General features: G+C 49.5%; 16 protein-coding genes and 1 riboswitch. Of the genes, 5 read left to right on the top strand and 11 right to left on the bottom strand.

Annotated features, from left to right (window positions below; translation table 11 throughout):
- Positions 1-444: 444 nt before the first annotated feature.
- The gene (locus tag AC4IE7_RS17300; RefSeq protein WP_490778113.1) at positions 445-708 is read left to right on the top strand and encodes a glutaredoxin family protein; all 264 of its coding nucleotides are present in this window, start codon (positions 445-447) and stop codon (positions 706-708) included.
- Positions 709-804: 96 nt separating this feature from the next.
- On the opposite strand, the gene fba is transcribed toward AC4IE7_RS17300, so the two are convergent.
- The 6 genes from fba to AC4IE7_RS17330 form a co-directional block, all read right to left on the bottom strand.
- Positions 805-1,869 (bottom strand): class II fructose-bisphosphate aldolase, encoded by a 1,065-nt coding sequence (gene fba / locus AC4IE7_RS17305; protein ID WP_490778114.1) that lies wholly within the window; start codon positions 1,867-1,869, stop codon positions 805-807.
- 51 nt (positions 1,870-1,920) lie between these two features.
- Positions 1,921-3,387 carry a pyruvate kinase gene (pyk, locus tag AC4IE7_RS17310; protein ID WP_490778115.1) on the bottom strand — a complete coding sequence of 489 codons (1,467 nt, stop codon included), beginning with the start codon at positions 3,385-3,387 and terminating at the stop codon, positions 1,921-1,923.
- A 77-nt stretch (positions 3,388-3,464) separates the two neighbouring features.
- Positions 3,465-4,646: a phosphoglycerate kinase gene (locus AC4IE7_RS17315; protein WP_490778116.1), complete on the bottom strand. Its 1,182-nt coding sequence runs from the start codon at positions 4,644-4,646 to the stop codon at positions 3,465-3,467.
- A gap of 152 nt (positions 4,647-4,798) precedes the next feature.
- A complete protein-coding gene (gap, locus tag AC4IE7_RS17320; protein WP_490778117.1) occupies positions 4,799-5,800 on the bottom strand; it encodes a type I glyceraldehyde-3-phosphate dehydrogenase in 1,002 nt (333 codons plus the stop codon).
- 81 nt (positions 5,801-5,881) lie between these two features.
- Positions 5,882-7,870 (bottom strand): transketolase, encoded by a 1,989-nt coding sequence (tkt, locus tag AC4IE7_RS17325; RefSeq protein ID WP_490778118.1) that lies wholly within the window; start codon positions 7,868-7,870, stop codon positions 5,882-5,884.
- Positions 7,871-8,165: 295 nt separating this feature from the next.
- A complete protein-coding gene (locus AC4IE7_RS17330) occupies positions 8,166-8,717 on the bottom strand; it encodes a thioredoxin family protein (RefSeq protein ID WP_490778119.1) in 552 nt (183 codons plus the stop codon).
- A gap of 158 nt (positions 8,718-8,875) precedes the next feature.
- Between AC4IE7_RS17330 and metK the strand changes: the two genes are divergently transcribed.
- The 3 genes from metK (at position 8,876) to metF (ending at position 12,533) form a co-directional block, all read left to right on the top strand.
- The gene (gene metK / locus AC4IE7_RS17335) at positions 8,876-10,060 is read left to right on the top strand and encodes a methionine adenosyltransferase (protein ID WP_490778120.1); all 1,185 of its coding nucleotides are present in this window, start codon (positions 8,876-8,878) and stop codon (positions 10,058-10,060) included.
- 21 nt (positions 10,061-10,081) lie between these two features.
- Positions 10,082-10,164, top strand: a riboswitch (S-adenosyl-L-homocysteine riboswitch).
- A gap of 20 nt (positions 10,165-10,184) precedes the next feature.
- Complete coding sequence (gene ahcY, locus AC4IE7_RS17340; protein WP_490778121.1) at positions 10,185-11,591, top strand: adenosylhomocysteinase; 1,407 nt, start codon at positions 10,185-10,187, stop codon at positions 11,589-11,591.
- A gap of 93 nt (positions 11,592-11,684) precedes the next feature.
- Complete coding sequence (gene metF / locus AC4IE7_RS17345; protein ID WP_490778122.1) at positions 11,685-12,533, top strand: methylenetetrahydrofolate reductase [NAD(P)H]; 849 nt, start codon at positions 11,685-11,687, stop codon at positions 12,531-12,533.
- Between the two features lie 101 nt (positions 12,534-12,634).
- Here metF and AC4IE7_RS17350 read toward each other — a convergent pair whose 3' ends face one another.
- Positions 12,635-14,749 (bottom strand): response regulator, encoded by a 2,115-nt coding sequence (locus AC4IE7_RS17350; RefSeq protein ID WP_490778123.1) that lies wholly within the window; start codon positions 14,747-14,749, stop codon positions 12,635-12,637.
- A 512-nt stretch (positions 14,750-15,261) separates the two neighbouring features.
- Between AC4IE7_RS17350 and AC4IE7_RS17355 the strand changes: the two genes are divergently transcribed.
- Positions 15,262-15,654, top strand: coding sequence for a PilZ domain-containing protein (locus tag AC4IE7_RS17355; RefSeq protein ID WP_490778124.1), 393 nt, complete (start codon positions 15,262-15,264; stop codon positions 15,652-15,654).
- Here AC4IE7_RS17355 and AC4IE7_RS17360 read toward each other — a convergent pair.
- The 4 genes from AC4IE7_RS17360 to AC4IE7_RS17375 all read right to left on the bottom strand — a co-directional run bounded on the left by AC4IE7_RS17360 (position 15,636) and on the right by AC4IE7_RS17375 (position 22,365).
- Complete coding sequence (locus tag AC4IE7_RS17360; protein ID WP_490778125.1) at positions 15,636-16,586, bottom strand: Nudix family hydrolase; 951 nt, start codon at positions 16,584-16,586, stop codon at positions 15,636-15,638. The genes AC4IE7_RS17355 and AC4IE7_RS17360 overlap by 19 nt on opposite strands.
- 608 nt (positions 16,587-17,194) lie before the next feature.
- On the bottom strand, positions 17,195-18,397 hold the full coding sequence (gene argJ / locus AC4IE7_RS17365; protein ID WP_490778126.1) for a bifunctional glutamate N-acetyltransferase/amino-acid acetyltransferase ArgJ: 1,203 nt from the start codon (positions 18,395-18,397) through the stop codon (positions 17,195-17,197).
- A 1-nt stretch (position 18,398) separates the two neighbouring features.
- The gene (secA, locus tag AC4IE7_RS17370) at positions 18,399-21,212 is read right to left on the bottom strand and encodes a preprotein translocase subunit SecA (RefSeq protein ID WP_490778127.1); all 2,814 of its coding nucleotides are present in this window, start codon (positions 21,210-21,212) and stop codon (positions 18,399-18,401) included.
- Positions 21,213-21,432: 220 nt separating this feature from the next.
- Positions 21,433-22,365: a M23 family metallopeptidase gene (locus tag AC4IE7_RS17375; RefSeq protein ID WP_490778128.1), complete on the bottom strand. Its 933-nt coding sequence runs from the start codon at positions 22,363-22,365 to the stop codon at positions 21,433-21,435.
- Between the last annotated feature and the right edge of the window lie 61 nt (positions 22,366-22,426).

A 22,426-nucleotide genomic window follows, 5' to 3' on the forward strand; every position in this document is an offset into this window, starting at 1 on the left:
TGTTGGGAGCCCATTCGCAAAGAGTTCAGTTCATGAATCCTGTTCGCTTTGTAAGACTATTATTGAGCTATGATACTCAGCTTTAGTGGATTTATATTACACTTAGGGCCTGTTAACACTAATCGAATCGGCCCTGTTGCCCCTGAAAAAGCACCAATCAAGGCGCGAGGAGAGAAGTTTGGTCATTCCAAATGAACGACGAGCAACGCCGAGTGGCGTTTTTTCAGGGGTAACCCGAAGGGCTGAGGCTATTATTAGTGTTAACAGGCCCTTGTATAATGGTTCTGATTACTCTAGCTAATATGACCCGACTCAAGGTTGATTTAATAGGCCACATGAAACTGATTTATTGTCAGCATCTCATCAGTCCCACAATAAAACTATGCTGGCCCTATCACTAGCATTGGCATTAATATGAGTTTAAGGTCACAAGCTGAAGTAGAAATGACTAACCTGAAAAATAAAGCTGCCAGAGTAGTTATCTACACTACGTTGCGATGCCCCCATTGTGTTCACTTAAAACGTTGGCTGAAAAGAAACGATGTGCCCTTTCTCGATTTTAATGTGGCAAAACCGGGAAAGATCCAGAAAAAGTTCTTTGAGATTGGCGGTCAGAGCGTGCCGCTGATTCTTGTTGGTGAGCAAAAATTCGAGGGATTCAATCCCAATCAACTGAAAAAGGCTTTAGAGTTGGAAGGATTACTGTAAAAAAGAGCATCCTCTTCATCCTGCAAACTTCGAATACCCAAAAATAACAAGGGGGCCAGAAGCCCCCTTGATCAAACCGAACTGAAGATTAACTTATCAGTTGACCTTCGGATCCAGCTCTCCACTATCATAACGTCCCTGCATGCCTTCAAGCGAGATCGGTGCAATCTTATCCGCCATACCTGCAGAACCGAAGGCCTCATAGCGTGCCTTACAGATATCAGACATTGCTTTGGTCGCCTCTTTCAGGAACTTACGAGGATCGAAGTTGGACTTGTTGTCGTGAAGGTGTTTACGAACGGAACCAGTAGATGCCATACGCAGATCGGTATCGATATTGACTTTACGAACACCGTGTTTGATACCTTCAACGATCTCTTCCACTGGAACACCGTAGGTCTCACCCATATCGCCGCCATACTCATTGATGATTGCCAGCCAATCCTGTGGCACAGAGGATGAACCATGCATTACCAAATGGGTATCAGGGATACGTGCATGAATCTCTTTTACACGATCGATAGCCAGGATATCTCCTGTTGGTGGACGGGTGAACTTATAAGCACCATGTGAGGTACCGATAGCAATAGCCAAGGCGTCCACAGCAGTCTTTTTCACGAAATCTGCTGCTTCGTCTGGATCAGTCAGCAGCTGACTGTGATCCAGAGTACCTTCAGCACCGATACCATCTTCTTCACCAGCCTGACCGGTTTCCAACGAACCCAGGCAACCAAGCTCGCCTTCAACAGAGACACCACCAGCATGAGCCATCTCGACAACCTTGGCAGTAGTATCCACATTGTACTCGTAAGAAGAAGGCGTTTTACCGTCACTCATCAGCGAGCCATCCATCATTACAGATGAAAAACCTGATTGGATGGAACGCAGACATACTGAAGGTGAGGTACCGTGATCCTGATGCATACAGACCGGAATATGTGGATACATCTCGGTTGCAGCAATAATCAGGTGACGCAGGAAGGGTTCACCTGCATATGAGCGTGCGCCGGCAGATCCTTGCAGGATAACCGGACTTTTTGCAGCATCCGCTGCCAGCATGATTGCATGCACTTGTTCCATGTTGTTGACATTGAACGCCGGCAGGCCATAGCCGTGTTCCGCGGCATGGTCGAGAAGTTGGCGCAGGGAAATCAGAGCCATGATAGCCTCCTTAGTTTTCTGTTTATATACTCGTTACAACTAATGACACTACTAACCAGCAGTGTCTTCAATCTGACTTTCAGTGAGTACATGTTCGCCGACACGCATCACTTTCATAATATTTGTTTGACCCTCTACACCGGAGCGATCACCTTTGGTGATGATCACCAAGTCATTTTCTCTAACCTCTCCACGGCGCAGCAGCTCATCGATGACCTCTTCATTGACCTGAGCAATGTTGGTACTGGAGACATCGAAACTAACAGGATAGACACCACGGTAGAGTGTCACTTTTCGGCGGGTGTGTACATGCCGGGTCAAGGCATAAATTGGGATATCCGAACTGATTCGAGACATCCATTTAACTGTGGAACCTGATTCAGTCAACGCTGCAATCGCTTTTACCCCGAGATGGTTAGCGGTATACATGGTGGACATGGCTATTGCTTCATCCACACGACCGAAGACACTATCGAGGCGATGATCAGAGCGTCTTGCGGTTTGATGTTTTTCAGCTTCGACACAGACACGGTCCATTGCCTTAACGACTTTGTGCGGATACTTTCCCACTGAGGTTTCAGCAGAAAGCATCACTGCATCGGTACCATCGAGTACTGCATTCGCAACGTCAAAGACCTCAGCACGGGTTGGAATCGGACTCTCGATCATCGACTGCATCATCTGCGTTGCAGTGATCACCACCGAGTTCAACTGGCGAGCCTTCTTGATCATCATTTTCTGCACTGCTGGAAGCTCAGCATCGCCGATCTCGACCCCCAGATCACCACGGGCGACCATGATGGCATCGGATTCCTGAATAATCTCCTCTATGTAGTCGAGCGCTTCCGCACGTTCAACCTTGGCAATGATGCCACCTTGTCCACCCGCCTCTCTCAGCAGGCGTCGTGCCTCTCTGCAATCTTCACCATTGCGAACAAACGAAACAGCCAGATAATCGACATCGATTTCCGCAGCAAACAGGATATCTTCACGATCCTTATCGGTCAGTGCAGGTGCAGATAAGCCCCCCCCTTTTTTATTAATCCCTTTGTTGTTGGAGAGCTTGCCACCGACAACCACTTTGCATCGGACTTCACTCCCTTCAACCTCAGAGATCCAGAGTTCAATGGCGCCATCATCGAGAATCAGAGTATCGCCCCGGGAGACATCTTTAATCAGCTCCGGGTAGGTCAGGCCAACCCGCTCGTCATCGCCCGCACTCAGTGCTAACGCAGCATCAAGAGTAAACAGGCCATTCTCTTCAAGAATGGTATAACCTGATTTGAATTTACCTATGCGAATTTTCGGCCCCTGAAGATCAGCCAGCACACCAATCTGGCGGCCACAGGCACGGGCACGGTTACGTATCCGGTCCGCACGTTGTCTTTGTGCGTCATGGACGTCATGTGAAAGGTTGAGGCGAACAATATCAACCCCGGCGTGAATGAGCTTATCGAGAACCTTAGGGTCATCTGTTGCCGGACCCAGGGTTGCTACTATTTTGGTTCTTCTTGGCATATCTATCCGCTTACATGCTTGCTGCACGTCTGATTGGGCCGGACCCCTGTCCGGCCTCTGGGTTGTGAACAGCCCCACTATTTGGCCGCACAAGCCTCCAACATCGCAACCGCAGGTAGTGTCTTGCCTTCCAGGTATTCCAGGAAGGCTCCACCAGCAGTAGAGATGTAGGTGACTTTGTCATAGATGTCATACTTCTGAATTGCAGCAATGGTGTCACCACCACCCGCCAGGGAAAATCCTGCAGAATTGGCAATCGCCATGGAGACAGTTTTAGTACCCTCTCCAAACTGATCGAATTCGAAGACACCAACTGGACCATTCCATACAATAGTGCCTGCCTTTTTGATGATTTCAGCCAACTCATTGGCACTGTCAGGACCAATGTCGAAAATCATTTCATCATCAGCCACCTCGCCAGCAGGTTTCAATACAGCGGGCTCTTCTTCTGCGAAATTCTTGCCTACCACAACATCAGTAGCGATAGGGATATTCGCGCCACGGGCCTTCATCTTTTCAACCAAAGCCTGAGCCGTGGGTACCAGATCATCTTCACAAAGGGATTTACCTACATTGTGTCCGGTCGCCTTTAGAAAAGTGTTTGCGATACCACCACCGACCACCAGTTGATCAACCTTTTCTGAGAGGGATTCCAGTACAGTGAGCTTGGTCGAAACTTTGGAACCACCCACGATCGCCACCATTGGGCGAGCAGGTTTGGCGAGCGCCTTGGCCAGATTATCCAACTCATCAGCAAGTAAAAGTCCTGCACAGGCGACTGGAGCAAACTTACCAGCACCATGGGTAGAGGCTTGAGCACGATGTGCAGTACCAAAAGCATCCATCACATAGACATCACAAAGTGCGGCATATTTTTTTGCCAGTGCTTCGTTGTCTTTTTTCTCACCTGCATTGAAGCGAACATTCTCAAGCAGAACGACCTCGCCCTCTGCCAGGTCAAAGCCACCATCAAGGTAGTCTTTAATCAGGCGTACCGTAGTACCAAGCTTGGCAGACATGTCATCTGCGATCGGCGCCATGGAGTTCTCATCCGAATAGACGCCCTCTTCAGGCCGTCCACGGTGGGACATTACCATCACCTTAGCACCGGCCTTGACACAATGTTCGACTGTCGGCATGGAAGCCGAAATACGTGCATCCGAAGTTACCTTGCCATCTTTAACTGGCACATTGAGGTCAGCGCGGATTAGTACGCGCTTGCCAGCAAGGTCAAGATCGGTCAACTTGATAAAAGACATAACAGACTCCTGCGTCGATTTTAATTTTGATTTATGAATTCTGAGTTATGGATTTTGTTGTTTCCGGTTACAACAACCTAAAAAATACATAACTCAAGATTCACTATTGCGAAATCACGGGACAGCGATACCTGTCCCGTGAATATCAGAGCTTACTTGGAGACGTGCTCAACCACACGCAGCATGTTGCAGGTGTAGCCGTACTCATTGTCATACCAAGAGACAACCTTGACGAAGGTGTCATCCAGAGCGATACCAGCGCCAGCATCGAAAATCGATGGGTTAGAACAACCACGGAAATCAGTGGAGACCACTTTTTCCTCGGTGTAAGCCAACACACCAGCCAGATCGCCTGACTCAGAAGCCGCTTTCATAGCCGCACATATTTCGTCGTAGCTGGCACCACTGTTCAGTTCAACAGTCAGGTCGACCACTGATACGTCAGAGGTTGGCACACGGAAAGCCATACCGGTCAGCTTGCCATTCAGTTCTGGCAATACCTTACCTACAGCTTTTGCAGCACCAGTTGATGAAGGGATGATGTTCTCCAGAATACCACGGCCACCACGCCAATCTTTCATGGAAGGTCCATCAACAGTCTTCTGGGTAGCAGTCGCAGCATGAACAGTAGACATCAGGCCACGCTTGATGCCCCACTTGTCATTCAGTACTTTGGCTACAGGCGCCAGACAGTTGGTGGTACAGGAAGCTGCTGAAACGATGGCCTGACCACTGTATTCATTGTGGTTTACGCCATAAACGAACATTGGGGTAGCATCCTTGGAAGGCGCACTCTGTACGACTTTTTTGGCGCCAGCGTCGATGTGCTTCTGACAAGTCTCTTCGGTGAGGAAGAAGCCAGTACACTCAATCACCAGATCAGCACCAATCTCGTCCCATTTCAGGTCAGCAGGATCGCGCTCTGCAGTCAGGCGGATCTTTTTGCCGTTGACCACCATGTTGCTGCCATCTACAGACACATCACCATTGAAATTGCCATGAACCGAATCGTACTTCAGCATGTAGGCGAGATAGTCAGGTTCCAGCAGATCGTTGATGCCAACGACTTCAATACCAGGGAAGTCTTTTGCGATAGCACGGAATGCCATACGGCCGATGCGGCCAAAACCGTTGATACCTACTTTGATAGTCATAGCGATTCTCCGTTAAACAGTTATAGAGTTTTCATTTATTAGGGTCGGATGGAGGCGCGTATAACGCGCCTCTCAATCATCTCAAGCGGTCACTTCATTGATCGCAGCAATCACATTTTCAGCAGTAAAACCGAACTCTTTGAAGAGTTCGCCAGCTGGAGCAGATTCACCAAAATGATCAATACCAATGACCTTGCCGTTGATACCAACATATTTGTACCAGCCGTCGGTGACTGCAGCTTCAACTGCCACACGGGCGGTTACAGCTGCTGGGAGTACAGACTCTTTGTAAGCCGCATCCTGTGCATCAAACAGTTTGGTGTTTGGCATCGAAACTACCCGCACCTTCTTGCCGGAATCTGCAGCCGCTTTGACTGCCAGATCAACTTCAGAGCCGGTAGCGATAACAATTGCCTCAGCAGTGCCGTCACAGTCTGCAACAACATAACCACCTTTGGCGATGTCTGCGATCTGGGCATCAGTACGATCCTGATGAGCCAGACCTTGACGAGAGAAGATCAGGCATGATGGGCCGTCACTCTTTTCGACAGCTGCCTTCCATGCGACTGCGGTCTCAACTGCATCACAAGGACGCCAGACATCCATATTCGGTACCATACGCAGGGTAGGAATCTGCTCGACAGGCTGATGGGTAGGTCCGTCCTCACCCAAGCCGACAGAGTCATGGGTATAGACAAAGATCGATTGAATCTTCATCAATGCCGCCATACGCAACGCATTACGGGCATACTCGGAAAACATCAGAAAGGTGCCGCCGTAGGGGATGAATCCGCCATGCAGCGCCACGCCATTCATAATCGCGGACATACCGAACTCTCTAACACCGTAAGAGATGTAGTTACCATCGGTATTGCCATCAGTGATCGACTTGGAACCAGACCATGCTGTGAGATTTGAAGGGGTCAGGTCAGCAGAACCACCCAGGAATTCCGGCAGTAGTGGCCCATAACCATTCAATGCATTCTGTGATGCCTTACGTGTCGCAGGTGATTCTGCTTTTGCATTGACCTCTGCGATAAACTTGCTTGCTTCGCTTTCCCAGTTATCCGGCAGATCACCGCTCATACGACGACTGAACTCTGCAGCCAACTCGGGAAATGCAGCCTGATAGGCAGCAAACTTCTCATTCCAGGCAGTTTCAGATTCGCTTCCGGAAGCTTTTGCATCCCAACCCTGGTAGATCTCATCGGGTATAACGAATGCATCGTGTTTCCATCCCAGCTGCTCACGGGTAGCAACGATCTCTTCAGCACCCAGAGGTGCGCCGTGACAGTCGTGACTGCCAGCCAGGTTGGGAGATCCAAAACCGATCGTGGTTTTGCAGCAGACCAGGCAAGGCTTGTCACTATCGGCCTTAGCTGCCTCGATTGCCTGATTGATGGCGTCGGCGTCGTGTCCGTCAACACCACGAATCACCTGCCAGCCATAGGACTCGAAACGTGCTGGGGTATCATCGGTAAACCATCCCTCGGTTTCACCATCGATACTGATACCGTTGTCATCCCAGAATGCTATCAGCTTACCCAGACCTAGGGTCCCGGCCAGAGAGCAGGATTCATGGGAGATACCTTCCATCATGCAGCCGTCACCCATGAAGACATAGGTATAGTGATCAACGACATCATGTCCGGGCTGGTTGAATTGAGCCGCCAGGGTCTTCTCTGCCAGGGCCATACCCACCGCATTGGTGATGCCCTGTCCAAGTGGACCAGTGGTAGTCTCAACACCAGGCGCATAACCATATTCCGGATGACCCGGTGTTTTGGAATGAAGCTGACGGAAATTCTTAAGATCATCGATGCTCAGCTCATAGCCAGTGAGGTGAAGCAAGGAATAGATCAACATTGAACCATGACCGTTAGAAAGCACGAAGCGATCGCGATCGGCCCAATCCGGGTTAGCTGGATTGTGTTTGAGGTGGCTGTTCCATAATACTTCAGCGATATCGGCCATGCCCATGGGCGCACCCGGATGACCTGAATTGGCTTTTTGCACAGCATCCATACTTAGGGCACGAATGGCGTTGGCAAGTTCTCTGCGTGAGGACATTGACCCCTCCTGATTTATTAATGATTTGGTTATTTGTTTCGAAACTCAGCGGTGTATTAACACTGCGGATTTCAGCTAAATTTCTAAATTCTTTGTTCTGTAACCCTTTGGCTGCCCCTCTGTCTGTCACTCCCCTTTACTGAATAGGACAAATTCAAACCGGCTCGGGCAAAGGATCGCTATTCTGACTCAAGCGATGAGCTTAGGGCAAAGCAGCTGGCTTTAATGGCCGATAAGCTGGCTTGATGCATAATAAAATACCTGCAATTAGTTAACAATTTCAATGGGTTGAATATTACCGCCACTTAATGGAACAGCCCATACTGGGTATCTGATCCTGTGGCCCCCTACCCGTCTCAGCCACCTGTTTCATCGCTTCGAAGAGGTCACGACGCACCTTGGGATCAGCTGCTTCCTTCTTACTTTCATCCAATCTGCCCCGGTATTGCAGCTTCAATTCAGCGTTGTACCCAAAGAAATCAGGAGTGCAAACCGCACCATAGGCCTTTGCCACATGCTGTGTTTCGTCAATCAAGTAAGGAAAAGGAAAGTTCAGATTCTCAGCGATGAGGCGCATATTTTCAAAGGAGTCTTCGGTGTAATCTGTAGGATCATTCGACATAATCGCAACACAGTTGACACCCAATTCTGCCAGATCCTTCGCATCCCGTATAATTCGGTCTATAACTGCCTTGACATAGGGGCAATGGTTGCAGATAAACATCACCATCAACCCTTTTTCTCCGGCGCATTGCTGCAGCGACCACTGCTTGCCATCGACGCCGGGAAGAACAAAATCCGGAGCCTCGGCATCAAAGTCACAAATCGGTGTCTGTAGGGAGACCATTATTAGTACGCTCAATACATTGAATTGAATCAGGGTGGGGCATTATGCAAAAAGCAGGCTGGTGTGTAAAATCCGGTTTCGCCTTGTGTTGGCCCGTTCATACATAGCTGTATCATATAGTCAGTGATACCAATGACATACAAAATATCAGGTAAACCATGAGTAAAGACTTCATTTTCACCTCAGAGTCGGTCTCTGAAGGACATCCGGACAAAGTTGCAGACCAGATCTCCGATGCCATGCTGGATGCAATTCTGCAACAGGACCCCCATCCGGACAGGGCTCGCGTAGCCTGCGAAACCCTGATTAAAACTGGCGCTGTCATGGTGGCCGGGGAAATTACTACAGAAGCGTGGATCGACCTGGACGAACTGGTTCGTGGTGTGGTTTGCGATATTGGCTACACCAGTTCCGATGTCGGCTTTGATGGTTCAACCTGTGCCGTGATGTCCCTGATTGGTAAACAGTCTGCCAATATTGCCCAGGGTGTCGACCGCTCAGCCCCTGAAGAACAGGGTGCAGGTGACCAGGGCATGATGTTTGGCTATGCAACCAACGAGACGGATGTGTTGATGCCAGCGCCGATCACCTACGCCCATCGGCTGGTGCATCGTCAATCAGAAATTCGTAAATCGGGCATTCTGCCCTGGTTGCGCCCCGACGCCAAAAGCCAGGTAACACTTGAATATGAAGATGGCCAGGTGACTGGCATCGGCGCTGTGGTGCTCTCCACCCAGCACGATCCTGACATAGATCACAAGCAGCTTCAGGAAGCGGTGATGGAGAACATCATCCAGCCCGTATTACCAAAAGCGTGGCTGGACAAATGCCCCGCTGACAAGATCCATATCAATCCCACAGGCAGCTTCGTGATTGGTGGCCCGGTAGGTGATTGCGGCCTCACCGGTCGAAAGATCATCGTTGATACCTATGGCGGTGCGGCAAGACATGGTGGTGGCGCTTTTTCTGGCAAGGACCCCTCCAAGGTTGACCGTTCTGCGGCTTACGCTGGTCGTTATGTCGCAAAAAACATCGTTGCTGCGGGATTGGCTGATCGTTGTGAAATCCAGGTCTCCTACGCAATAGGCGTGGCTGAACCCACTTCAATCATGGTCGAGACTTTTGGCACAGGCAAAATTCCCGATGAGGCCATTGTCGCACTGGTTCGCCAACATTTTGATCTACGGCCTTATGGCATCCTAAAGATGCTCGATCTATTGAACACAGATACAATTAAATACCGCAAGACTGCTGCCTATGGCCATTTTGGTCGTGAGGACGAAGGTTTCACCTGGGAGAACACAGACAAAGCGGATATCCTCAGAGAGGATGCAAAACTCTAACCGAGATTATTAACAAACTTCCATTCCGAGGAGCGCTGCAACGGATCCAGATCCGCCAGGCTCGGAGTTGAAGTGTGATGAAATTAAAACCGCGCTCACTCACGATATTCAGGAGATGACTACCATGAGTGAGTTCACCGATTATAAAGTTGCTGATATTTCCCTGGCCGATTTCGGCCGCCGCGAAATTGCCATTGCCGAGACAGAAATGCCCGGTCTGATGGCAATTCGTGAAAAGTACGCCCCCCAACAACCCCTCAAGGGAGCCCGTATCACCGGCTCTCTGCATATGACCATCCAGACGGCTGTGCTGATTGAAACCCTGGTTGCCCTGGGGGCTGAGGTTCGTTGGTGTTCCTGTAATATCTTCTCAACCCAGGACCATGCAGCTGCTGCCATCGCCGCTGAGGGCATTCCGGTCTATGCCTGGAAAGGGGAGTCACTGGAGGAGTATTGGTGGTGTACAGAGCAGGTTCTCAACTGGCCTAATGGCGAATCCCCCAATATGATTCTCGACGATGGTGGAGATGCCACCCTGCTGGTGCATAAAGGTGTGGAGTTTGCTGACGCCGGTGCCGTGCCTGAGCCAAAAGCCGATGATGCAGAAGAGTGGCAGGTAATCCTCGGTGTTCTCAAGCGCAGTCTTGAAGAGGATCCAAAGCGCTATCACCGTATGGCCGAGTCGATCAAAGGGGTAACTGAAGAGACAACCACGGGTGTACATCGCCTCTACCAGATGATGGAGCAGGGCACCCTGCTGTTCCCGGCAATGAACGTCAACGACTCGGTCACCAAATCCAAGTTCGACAACCTCTACGGCTGCCGCGAATCTCTGGTTGATGGTATCAAACGGGCGACTGATGTGATGATTGCCGGAAAAATCGCACTGGTGGCCGGTTATGGCGACGTAGGCAAGGGCTGCGCCCAATCCCTGCGTGGTCTGGGTGCAACGGTATGGGTGACAGAGATCGACCCCATATGCGCCTTACAGGCGGCGATGGAGGGTTACCGGGTGGTTACCATGGAGGAGGCTGCACCTCTGGCCGATATCTTCGTCACCACCACCGGCAACTTCAAGATTATCACCCACGATCACATGGCTGCGATGAAAAACCAGTCTATCGTCTGCAATATCGGCCACTTCGACAATGAAATCGATATTGCCGGCATCAAACAGTACCAGTGGGAAGAGATCAAACCACAGGTTCATCACGTCATCTTTCCAGACGGTAAACGGATCATCATGTTGGCAGAAGGCCGCTTGGTCAATCTAGGCTGCGCAACTGGTCATCCCAGCTTTGTAATGTCCAACTCATTCTCCAATCAGGTGTTGGCACAGATCGAGTTCTTCACCCGTACTGGTGATTACGAAAACAAGGTCTATGTATTACCCAAGAAGCTCGATGAAGAGGTTGCCAGACTGCATCTCGCCAAGATCGGTGCGAACCTGACCACCCTGTCGGATGAGCAGGCAGACTATATTGGCGTACCTGTGGAAGGCCCCTATAAGCCTGCGCACTATCGCTATTAAACAACCTGCCTCTGTCTGTTACAGCGAGATGGTTGACCGGCTTGAATCGGTCAACCATCTTCCAAACTACTCTTGTTGCGGTAGCCGCTTGTCATGAATGATCAATTAAAACAGCAAATCTTCAGCTTCGAACTCTTCCCTGCAAAAACGGAAAAGGGGTTTGAAAACCTAAAAACAAATGTAGAAAAGTTACAAACACTCAATCCAGCTTTCTTTTCTGTCACCTATGGCGCTGGCGGTTCCACCCAACAGCGTACCTTCGATACCGTAGACTGGTTGGTAGAGAAAAAGATCGACACTGCTCCCCATCTCTCCTGTATCGGTGCCGACAAGAGTGAAATCATCGAACTCTTGGAACGCTACCGGGATCAAGGCATTCGTCGATTGGTGGCACTGCGTGGCGATCTGCCTTCCGGGATAGGTCTTGGCGGCCTGGGTGAACTCAATCATGCCAATCAATTGGTGGAACTGATCCGTGAGACCTTTGGTGACTATTTTCATATTGAAGTGGCAGCCTATCCTGAATTCCACCCTCAGGCAGCCACTCCGGAACAGGATCTACAACATTTCAAAGGAAAGGTCGAAGCCGGTGCAAACAGCGCGATCACCCAATATTTTTACAATGCAGATGCCTATTTTCGCTTCCTCGATGAATGTCACAGACTACAGATAGAGATTCCCATCGTACCGGGCATTATGCCAATTACTAACTTCACCCAGCTGGCCAGATTCTCCGATGCATGTGGCACAGAGATTCCCCGTTGGCTTAGAAAGCGACTGGAAGGCTATGGCGATGATCTGGAATCGATCCGCAGTTATGGGGCTGAAGTGGTGACCGCGATGTGCGAACGCCTGCTTGCCGGGGGAGCGCCTGGATTACATTTTTACACCATGAACCAATCAGCACACTGTCTAAAGATCTGGCAAGCACTGCAGCTCTAGTTTGGAGCTTCATACTAGCGAGCCGCGTAGCCCACTAGAGCTGAGAGTGAATTTGGTAACACTCTGAGCCATACTACAGGCCGAATGCGGGTTAACCGCGTTCAGCCTGGGGCTGGCAACCAGTGCTTGGCATCGGTTCGGCCATTGAGGTGGCGCTCTATGATGCTGTCCAACACCTCAGGCTCGACCGGTTTTGTGAGAAAACCATCCATACCAACCCGAATACATAGCTCCATCATATCCTCGACACTATTCGCCGTCAGGGCATAGATAGTCATATATCGGCTTTGGGATTCCCGCTCCCTGTAGAGACGAGTGAACTCTATGCCATCCACATCAGGCATACACAAGTCGATAAACGCCAGCTCATACTCTTTCTCATTAAGTGCCTGTAAAGCCTCCTTGCCGTTTCTGGTCACTTTGACCTGATGCCCACGCTGCTTCAGTAGAGTTGCCAACACCTTTGAAGCAATAACATTGTCGTCTGCAAGTAATATGTTAATGGCGCGATCATTAATACCCTGATCACGATTCTCACTGATATCTGAACTCTGTTCATAATGAGGGACTAAAAGATCCATCACTGTCTGAGCCAGATCCATACTGAGAAAAGGCTTAATCAAGACTGGCGTACTGATCGAGGCATAACTGAGATTTTCAGTACGATAGCCCACCAAAATCATTGGAATCGAAGGTTCTTTTGTGTTGACGCAGCGGCTAACCTGCTTGATGGCGTTGTCATTGAACGAATCACAAACCAATAGAAAATCTGGATTCTTATCAAGCTGTCGGCAAAATCGGTTCAACTCATTTGCTGATAGTGCCTTCATACCAAGCTCATCAACAATCTGCAGGTGTATCTGCATGGCATTGGGATCCTGATCATAAATCAGTACTTTTTTATCTTTCAGCAGTGGGTATTTTTGTGCCATCGGCACTACTTCCTGATAGGCCTCGTTAGTAGTTTCATCTCCCAGCAAGGGCAAACGAACACTGAATTTAGTTCCTTCTCCCGGGCTACTGATGACATTAACCTGCCCCTTCATCAAACGTGTCAGATCCCGAATCACCGAGGTACCAAGACCCGCACCTTCAAAACGTTTCTGCTGATTGCTCTCATCCGCCTGCCAGTAGGCATTGAAAATCTCAGCTAATTTCTCCTCTGGGATACCTATCCCGCTGTCTTCAACCTCAAACAGGATATGGCGGGCTGGAACTTCAGCACTCCCTTCTGACAAATTGACCCGCAAACAGACATATCCTTGGTCAGTAAACTTTATTGCATTACCCACCATATTGAACAGAATCTGAGTGACTCTGAGTCGATCACCATACAATTGTTGAGGTAGTTCAGGATCGATCCAACAGTACATCTCCAGCTTCTTCCCTTGGGCTTCTGAGGCCAGACTTGAGGAGATATTCTTTACCAATTCGTAGATATCGAACCATTCGTTAGTCAACTCCAACTTGTTGGCATCTATTTTCGACAGATCAAGTACGTCGCTGATCATTGACCTGAGCAGTCTCACTGAGCCATTAATGGATTGCACATACTCCTTTTGTTCCGCATCCAGTGGTGTATTTTGCAGTAATCTGGCCATACCCATTACACCAACCAGTGGGGTACGCAGTTCATGTGTCATGGTCGCAAGGAAATTACCTCTCGCCTTCTTGGCCAACATAGCCTCGTGCTTAGCCTGGTGCAGTTGGCGCAACAGGGCGTACTGATAGGCTGGAATGACAAGTAGCAATAGTACAAAAACAAAGGCTTCCAGAATGTGTTGTTGCCATTGTTGCAGATAGATAAGAAGCATACTGTAGGAGATGAAACTCAGTACCGAAGCGATCAGCAGCTGCCTGGCACCATATCTGATGCCATATGAGATATAGATCCAGTGATAAATCAGATAGAAAGGGCTGAATGCATCTGATGTCAGGAATATCGCCAGACTGGTTGCACTGATATCAACTATAAGATCGACATCTACCCGGTAGGGCATTTTTGGCCAGATCACAATACTGATCAAGAGCAAAATAAAGTAGGTAAAATAGGTGGAATAGAGGGCAATAAGCAGTGGCAAATCAACTGAATAGTGATTCGTTTTAATTGCAAACCACATTGAGAAACAGCAAAAAAACCAGATACCCAGACGAACTAACGCCTGTTGATACTCCGAATTGGCTAGTAAGCTCTGTTCGAAGAATTTTTTAAACATGGCATGTCTTCCTTAAATGCAAGACAGAGCAGCTCCCTGACACTAACACCCTCTCTATAAACTCCGCTCTACATGCTTTGCAATATTTATTAATCCGGCACACATTAATCTGCTACCAAAACCAAGCACAATCTGTCTGCAATCAGCAGAACATCATATCCAGACACTTCTTGTGCTGCACTAAATTTAATATCTCGTTTAAGATTTAATTTCCACTTTTGGACTTAATGGAATCTTATTTGAGCTTATTAAACAGACGACCAAATAGTTAACTCTCAGCCGCAGTGAGCCGCGTCATGATCAAGAACATGCTTGAAGCTCTGAAAGTAATCTATTTGCTCACCGGGTTAATAGTAGGATATTCCGATTGTTTGATGAAGATCAATTATCCTTGATTGCAGAATCTCTATCAGCCACTATCATACAGTGAGAGTCGATCCAATCTGGTTGTCCTGTTCAATCAATTTCCGTCGACGATCCAGCCAAACCATATCACTGATCAGGTTTAAAAGATGTATATAAAAACGCCCACAGAGCACATCCATGCGAACGAGCTGAAGCCCGAAGACCGACGCACAGTTAAACGTCGCCACCTGATCTACTACCTGAGAGTTTGGAATTCAGAAAACAATACACCTTTGGGCCAAGTGGTTGATATCAACGCCCAAGGCATGATGTTGATTGGTGAAAAACCGATACCGACTGGCGAAAAACTTAGCCTCAAGATCAACCTCCCAGAGAGCGAAGATGAACTTAAATTTTTGAATTTCAAAGCAATATGCCGTTGGAGCTCAAAAGATATAAACACCGCATTTTATGACTCCGGACTCGAATTTATTGATCATTCAGAGGAGAAGATCGAGGCCTTAAAGCGTTTGATTGAAGACTATGGATTTAACGACTGAGACCAAAAAGTAGTGATACCGGCAATACCCTGAGCACCATTTGATAGCGCTTGAGGCAGGTCATCTGCTCTCATACCACCCAAAGCATAAACCGGCAGGTTAACCTGATCCACCCAGGCAGAAAAACTTGACCAGCCAAGGCTTGGAGCTGCCGGGTGTGAAGCGGTGACCTGAACAGGTGAAAGCAGTACATAGTCGAGCCCAAGGCTTTCTGCCTTTTTCAACTCATCCATCTGATGACAGGATGCACCAATCACCCCAGATCCTGATGGTCGCCGGGAAAGTGACATTAAATTCCTAGAGGTTAGATGAATACCATCCGCTTCCCCATGCCAATCCAAAACCCTTTCAGCGCGATTCAGTAGTAGCTTAACCTCTCTCGACCGACACATAGCAAGCGCTTCACTCATCAATTGCCGATAAGCCGCATCCGATAATTGATGGGCGCGCAGTTGTACAAGCTGAATACCTTGTGTTATCGCATCAGACAGACTTTGCAGAAAAGCCGTGGAATCACTTGGATCTGATCCAGTAATCAGATAGCGTTTTGGCAGTTGCAGTGCGGTGATGACTGGACGGTCTGCGGCAGGGAACTCTTCAGGCACCATCTCGTTAGGTAGCAGCCAACGCAGAGGCTGACCTTCCAACCCTGCTGCCTCACCCCGATAGGTCGCGACACGAAAAAAATCGAGTACTATCTCCCGCTCATCATAAGCATGTCTTATTCTGATCAGCGGCTCATATTCAGTGGGAATAATTCCGAGCTCTTCTTTGAGTTCTCTGGAAAGTGCAGCTTCAGTGCTCTCCCCTGGCTCTAATTTTCCGCCGGGAAACTCCCATAAACCACCCTGATGCGTATGCTCAGCCCGCTTACTGACCAATACCCTGCCACAGGTATCGAAAATTGCAGCAGCAGCGACTTGAATGACCATCGATGTTAACTCAGAGTGGAACCAGGTTGATAATTGTTAACGAAGCACAATACAGGCAAACGGAGATTTCCTGCTTCGGTATGCGTGCCATGCTGGTTACTTCCAAAAAACCTGTCAAGTCCTAATAAGAAAAAACTACGATGGTAATTTGGCGCTCCACATAAAACTTCTCATATTCTTGGAATATGGTGGAATATTTTTTTCGAGTGTCCCACATCTTTGCTTTATAAGGTAGCCTGGATGGAGTGCAACGGAATCCGGGACGTTCAACGTTCAAGCCCTCCCGGATTCCGTTGCACTCCATCCAGGCTACTTGTTCACGGGTATGGGTAGAGGACAGGCGCACCGGTCTCTTATATCTTTTTGCCGATAAAATTCGTAATTGCGGATGTGGTGAGCTGTGCGAACCGCATCAACAACAGAATACAGTGGCTCACGAACATCAATGATGCGGTTCGTACCTCACCACATCCTACGTAATATGCTTACCGCACGTTAGGAGTTATGAAACAGAGTGTCTTCAGGCTGAATGGGCTTTAAAAATGGGGCATTTGGACCGGCTGAGGGTTTCCAAACTTACCGCGCGGCAACTAGTGCGGTGCGTCATACTAGGTACGATATTCTGCATTAATTTTCACATAATCGTAGGATAGGTCGCAGGTCAGTACCTTTGTTGAGGCATCACCCCGAGCCAGCTCGACACGAATGGTAATGTTAGAACGCTGCATCACAGCTTGACCCGCCTCTTCTGTATAATCGGATGCCCGTCCACCCTGACGAACGATACAGAGATCATCCAGCCAGATCCTCACGTCATCAATCACCAGATTCTCGACACCGGCACGGCCTACCGCCGCCAGAATTCTTCCCCAATTCGGATCAGAGGCGAACAGCGCAGTCTTTACCAGAGGAGAGTGGGCTATGGTATAGGCCACATCCTCGGCCTCTTTCACGCTGCTTGCACCAACAACCTCCACTTCAACAAGTTTGGTAGCACCTTCGCCATCAGCAACGATCTCTCTGGCGAGTTCCATGCAGATTTCAAGCACCATCTGCGCCAGTTGTTGATAGACAGGTGACTGCTCATCTGTCACTGGAGGCAGAGAACTTGCGCCACTGGCAATCAGCACGCAGGCATCATTGGTTGAAGTATCGCCATCGACAGTAATGCTGTTGAATGAGGGGGCTACTGCCAGATTAAGGCAGTTTTGCAATAGATCCGGGGAGACCTTCAAATCGGTAGCCACATAGGCCAACATGGTGGCCATATCCGGACGAATCATGCCAGATCCTTTAGCCATACCGGTTACCTGGACCTTGACACCATCCACCTCAAAACTACGGCAGGCCAGCTTTGGCCGGGTATCCGTAGTCATGATGGTTTGAGATGCCGACTCCCAACCCTCTTTGGTCAATCCCTCCAGAGCATTTGGAAAAGCTTGCAGCATCCGCTCAACAGGTAGAAGTTCGCCAATTACTCCGGTTGAAAATGGCACTACTTGGTGAGTTTCACAACCAGCTAGATCAGCCAGCTCCTGGCAGCAGCGTACAGCGTCATCAACGCCCTGTTGGCCAGTTCCTGCATTGGCGTTTCCAGAGTTGATCAATAGCAGCCTGGGGGCGCCCCGCTGTAGATGATCCTTTGCCAGCTGCACAGGTGCAGCACAAAATGCATTACGCGTGAATACTGCTGCACACTCCGCGCCATCCGCCAGCTCAATGACTAACAGGTCATTTCGACCTTGATAGCGAATCTCTGCAGCGGTTACTCCAAGTCTTACACCCGGAACTGAAAACCCTGAATCAACCATCTCAACTCAATCTGCCATGACACTGCTTATATTTTTTGCCTGAACCGCAGGGACAGGGCTCATTGCGGCCAATCTTACGCCCATCACGGACAAAGGGCTGCTGGGATGGGTCGTGCTCCTGCTCCGCCTCTCCAGACTCAGGTCCACCAGAGAGCCCTTCAAAAGTCTCATGTTTGAACTCAAACTCATCCGCTCTGGATTGCTGCTCCTGCAAGGCCAACTCTTCAGGCATCTGTACCTGAACCTTGGAGAGCAAGGTTGTCACCTCCAGCTTGATGCTATCCAGCATGCTGGAAAACATGGCAAAGGCTTCACGTTTGTACTCTTGTTTGGGATTTTTCTGAGCATAGCCCCGCAGGTGAATGCCCTGACGCAGATAGTCCATCGCCGCAAGATGCTCTTTCCAGTGGCCATCCACGGTTTGCAGCATCATCGCCTTTTCAAACTGGCGCATATTTTCTTCGCCAACCAGTGCCTGCTTCTCCTCATACCCTGAGATCAGAGTCTGCATGATCTTCTGCTTGAGGGTCTCTTCATGCAGATCACTATCTTCATCAAGCCAACTCTGTATCGGCCATTCGCCACTGAATGCCTCAGCCAGAGCCTCACTCAACCCAGGTACATCCCACTGCTCTTCAATACTGTCACGGGGAATATGGGCATGGAACACTTGATCCAGCACATCTTCACGCAGAGCTGTAACGGAATCGGAGATATCCGAGGTATCCATCAACTCATTGCGCTGCTCATAGACCACTTTGCGCTGGTCATTGGCGACATCGTCATACTCAAGCAACTGCTTTCGAATATCGAAGTTGCGTCCTTCCACTTTGCGTTGAGCATTCTCAATTGCTCGGGAGACCCACGGGTGTTCGATCGCCTCGCCTTTTTCCATCCCCAGCTTCTGCATCAGACCACCCACTTTATCGGATGCAAAGATCCGCATCAGGTTATCCTGCAAAGAGAGATAGAAGCGGCTTGATCCGGGATCTCCCTGACGTCCGGAACGGCCACGAAGCTGGTTATCGATACGTCGGGACTCATGACGCTCAGTACCAATAACGTGCAGCCCACCCGATTCCAGCACTTGTTTGTGAATCTTACCCCACGACTCGGTATGCGCTTTCACTGCATCACTGCCTGGCTCTTCACCCAAGTCTTCGAGTTCGGTCTCCAGGTTACCGCCGAGCACGATATCGGTACCACGGCCCGCCATGTTGGTGGCGATGGTCACAGCACCTGGACGCCCGGCCTGGGCGACAATTGCAGCTTCCTGCTCATGATGTTTGGCGTTCAGTACCTTATGCGGTACTTTCGCTTTCTCAAGCAGCTCTGAAACCAGCTCAGAAGACTCAATCGATGCCGTACCAACCAGAACCGGCTGCCCCCGCTTCACACAATCCTGAACATCCTCCAGAATCGCCTGATACTTCTCCTCGGGGGTGAGATAGACCAGGTCGCCCATATCCTTACGGATCATCGGTTGGTTGGTTGGAATAACCACCACTTCCAGACCGTAGATCTGCTGAAATTCAAAGGCTTCAGTATCTGCAGTACCGGTCATGCCGGAGAGTTTTTTATAGAGACGGAAGTAGTTCTGAAAAGTAATCGATGCCAGGGTCTGATTTTCATTCTGAATCTCAACCCCTTCCTTTGCCTCAACAGCCTGATGCTGACCATCCGACCAACGGCGACCGGGCATGGTACGGCCGGTAAACTCGTCGACGATGATTATCTGACCATCTTTGACGATATAGTCCACATTGCGCTGAAACAAGGCGTGTGAGCGCAGCGCCGCGTTGGCGTGGTGCATGAGAATGATGTTGCCACTATCGTAGAGACTCGCGCCCTCTTCCAGAAGACCCGCTTCGGTGAGCATCTCTTCTACATGCTGGTGGCCCTCTTCACTGAAATAGACCTGACGGGCCTTCTCATCCACTGAAAAATCACCAGGGCCAAAATCGGGTTTACCCTCTTCATTGGTGATCGGGTCCTGACGAGTCAGGCGAGGAATTATATGGTTGACTGCCTTGTAGAGCTCTGAGGAATCATCTGTAGGCCCAGAGATAATCAGTGGCGTACGCGCCTCATCGATGAGTATCGAATCAACCTCGTCGACAATCGCGAAAAAAGGTGGGCGCTGCACCCGCTGATCGGCACTGAAGGCCATATTATCTCGCAGATAATCAAAGCCATACTCATTATTCGTACCGTAGGTGATATCTGCTCCGTATGCCTCACGGCGGGTCGCTGGACGCAGATGCAGGTAACCACCATTTGAACCATCGTATTCAGGGTCGTAGATAAAGGATGAGCTATCCGGCCCCATGCCACCGGACGAGTTGATTACCCCAGTGCTCAATCCCAAATGGTGGTAGATTCTGCCCATCCAGGCTGCGTCTCTACGCGCCAGGTAGTCGTTCACCGTCACCACATGGACACCCTTGCCGGGCAAGGCATTAAGGTAAGCTGCCAGGGTTGCCACCAGGGTTTTACCCTCACCGGTACGCATCTCTGCGATCTTGCCCTGATGCAGCACCATGCCACCGATCATCTGTACATCGAAGTGACGCATCTGCATCACTCGCCGCCCAACTTCTCGGACGACGGCAAACGCCTCCTGCATCAGGCTGTCCAGTGAATCCCCCGCTTCCAGCCTGGCACGGAAATCCGATGTTTTCTGTTGCAGCGCCTCTTCCGAGAGCTTTTCAATTTCGGACTCCAGAGAATTGATCTGGGAGACCGTTTTAGTCATTCGTTTTACCAGTCGATCATTACGACTGCCGAAGATCTTTGTAAAGATTTTACTAACCATTAATCGGGGCTTCCGTCAGAATGCGAAATGTTTGCGATCATACAGCATGCAGTGGTGATGAAGAAGGACACGCTTTGTATTATTAGATCCATAAGTGGGGGTCAACGGCTGGCAATTCAACCGCTGGTCTGGGTTAACCTGTCAAAGAGTGCCAAATGAGTGGCCTATTACAGCCATCACAGCTTCAGGGAGTCGTAAAACCAGAGAGAAACCCTGAGAATCAACTTTTATTTCGTTTCGATAGAATATATTTTGTGGGATCGACAATTTTGCCCTTACGCACCACTTCAAAATGGACATGAGGCCCTGTTGAACGACCGGTGGAGCCCATTCTGGCAATCACCTGCCCCTGCTTGACCCGATCACCAATCTCTACCACCACCTCAGAATTGTGTCCATACCTGGTGATATAACCCTTACCATGATTGACTTCGACCAATTTGCCGTAGCCATAGCGATCATCGGCCCAGGTGACAACACCCGCAGCCACAGCGACCACATCTGATCCATCCTTGCCAGCGAAGTCCATGCCTTTGTGCATTGCCCGCTTACCGGTAAAAGGATCATTACGCATGCCAAAGTAGGATGAGATCCAGCCTTTTTTCACTGGACGACCTGCAGGATGAAGCGAATCCTCAAGATTCGAATTCATAATCAGATCCTCGACCAGATTAAGCTGTTGATATCGATGGTCGATCATCTCTTCCAGCTGTGCCATCTCCAGCAAAAGATCCGGGAGTGCCGAAGCCTGACTGAGTGAGGATTTTGCGTCAGGTCCACCAAGTGCGGGCGCAATTTCAAAACTGAACTCACCCTTATCCAACCCACCAATAGTCACTAAACGTTCGCCGAGCGCATCTAGACGCAGCAACTGGGATTGAATCTGGCCAACCCGGATCGCCAATGCATCTATACCACTCTGGGTATCCCGTTTAGCATCCTCCAGAAGCAGACGCTCCCGGTCGAAACTGTTCTTCAGACTGGTAACAAGCTGATGTTCAGGGAATTCAGTATCACTGACCCCCATTTGATAACCAGCCCACAACATTGCCATGCCAAACAGGAGAGCAAGTCCCAGAAAAACAGCAGGCAGGAGCCACCTGGAGGCCACCCCATAATCTTGTCCAGCACCACGTAAATATATGATTTTCATTACTAAATAATCATCAAAGTCAGACTGTTCTACTACACTTCTTCGGTCAAAAACCTTCGAA

It is taken from the genome of Candidatus Thiodiazotropha sp. AKAK3, from assembly GCF_058244645.1.

Bases quoted from the DNA above. Each gene is read 5' to 3' on its own strand.
- secA (WP_490778127.1), bottom strand. From the start codon at position 21,212: ATGGTTAGTAAAATCTTTACAAAGATCTTCGGCAGTCGTAATGATCGA.
- AC4IE7_RS17315 (WP_490778116.1), bottom strand. From the start codon at position 4,646: ATGTCTTTTATCAAGTTGACCGATCTTGACCTTGCTGGCAAGCGCGTA.
- AC4IE7_RS17355 (WP_490778124.1), top strand. From the start codon at position 15,262: ATGTATATAAAAACGCCCACAGAGCACATCCATGCGAACGAGCTGAAG.
- AC4IE7_RS17360 (WP_490778125.1), bottom strand. From the start codon at position 16,586: ATGGTCATTCAAGTCGCTGCTGCTGCAATTTTCGATACCTGTGGCAGG.
- gap (WP_490778117.1), bottom strand. From the start codon at position 5,800: ATGACTATCAAAGTAGGTATCAACGGTTTTGGCCGCATCGGCCGTATG.
- pyk (WP_490778115.1), bottom strand. From the start codon at position 3,387: ATGCCAAGAAGAACCAAAATAGTAGCAACCCTGGGTCCGGCAACAGAT.
- AC4IE7_RS17300 (WP_490778113.1), top strand. From the start codon at position 445: ATGACTAACCTGAAAAATAAAGCTGCCAGAGTAGTTATCTACACTACG.
- ahcY (WP_490778121.1), top strand. From the start codon at position 10,185: ATGAGTGAGTTCACCGATTATAAAGTTGCTGATATTTCCCTGGCCGAT.
- fba (WP_490778114.1), bottom strand. From the start codon at position 1,869: ATGGCTCTGATTTCCCTGCGCCAACTTCTCGACCATGCCGCGGAACAC.
- AC4IE7_RS17330 (WP_490778119.1), bottom strand. From the start codon at position 8,717: ATGGTCTCCCTACAGACACCGATTTGTGACTTTGATGCCGAGGCTCCG.
- AC4IE7_RS17350 (WP_490778123.1), bottom strand. From the start codon at position 14,749: ATGTTTAAAAAATTCTTCGAACAGAGCTTACTAGCCAATTCGGAGTAT.
- argJ (WP_490778126.1), bottom strand. From the start codon at position 18,397: ATGGTTGATTCAGGGTTTTCAGTTCCGGGTGTAAGACTTGGAGTAACC.
- metF (WP_490778122.1), top strand. From the start codon at position 11,685: ATGAATGATCAATTAAAACAGCAAATCTTCAGCTTCGAACTCTTCCCT.
- metK (WP_490778120.1), top strand. From the start codon at position 8,876: ATGAGTAAAGACTTCATTTTCACCTCAGAGTCGGTCTCTGAAGGACAT.
- AC4IE7_RS17375 (WP_490778128.1), bottom strand. From the start codon at position 22,365: ATGAAAATCATATATTTACGTGGTGCTGGACAAGATTATGGGGTGGCC.
- tkt (WP_490778118.1), bottom strand. From the start codon at position 7,870: ATGTCCTCACGCAGAGAACTTGCCAACGCCATTCGTGCCCTAAGTATG.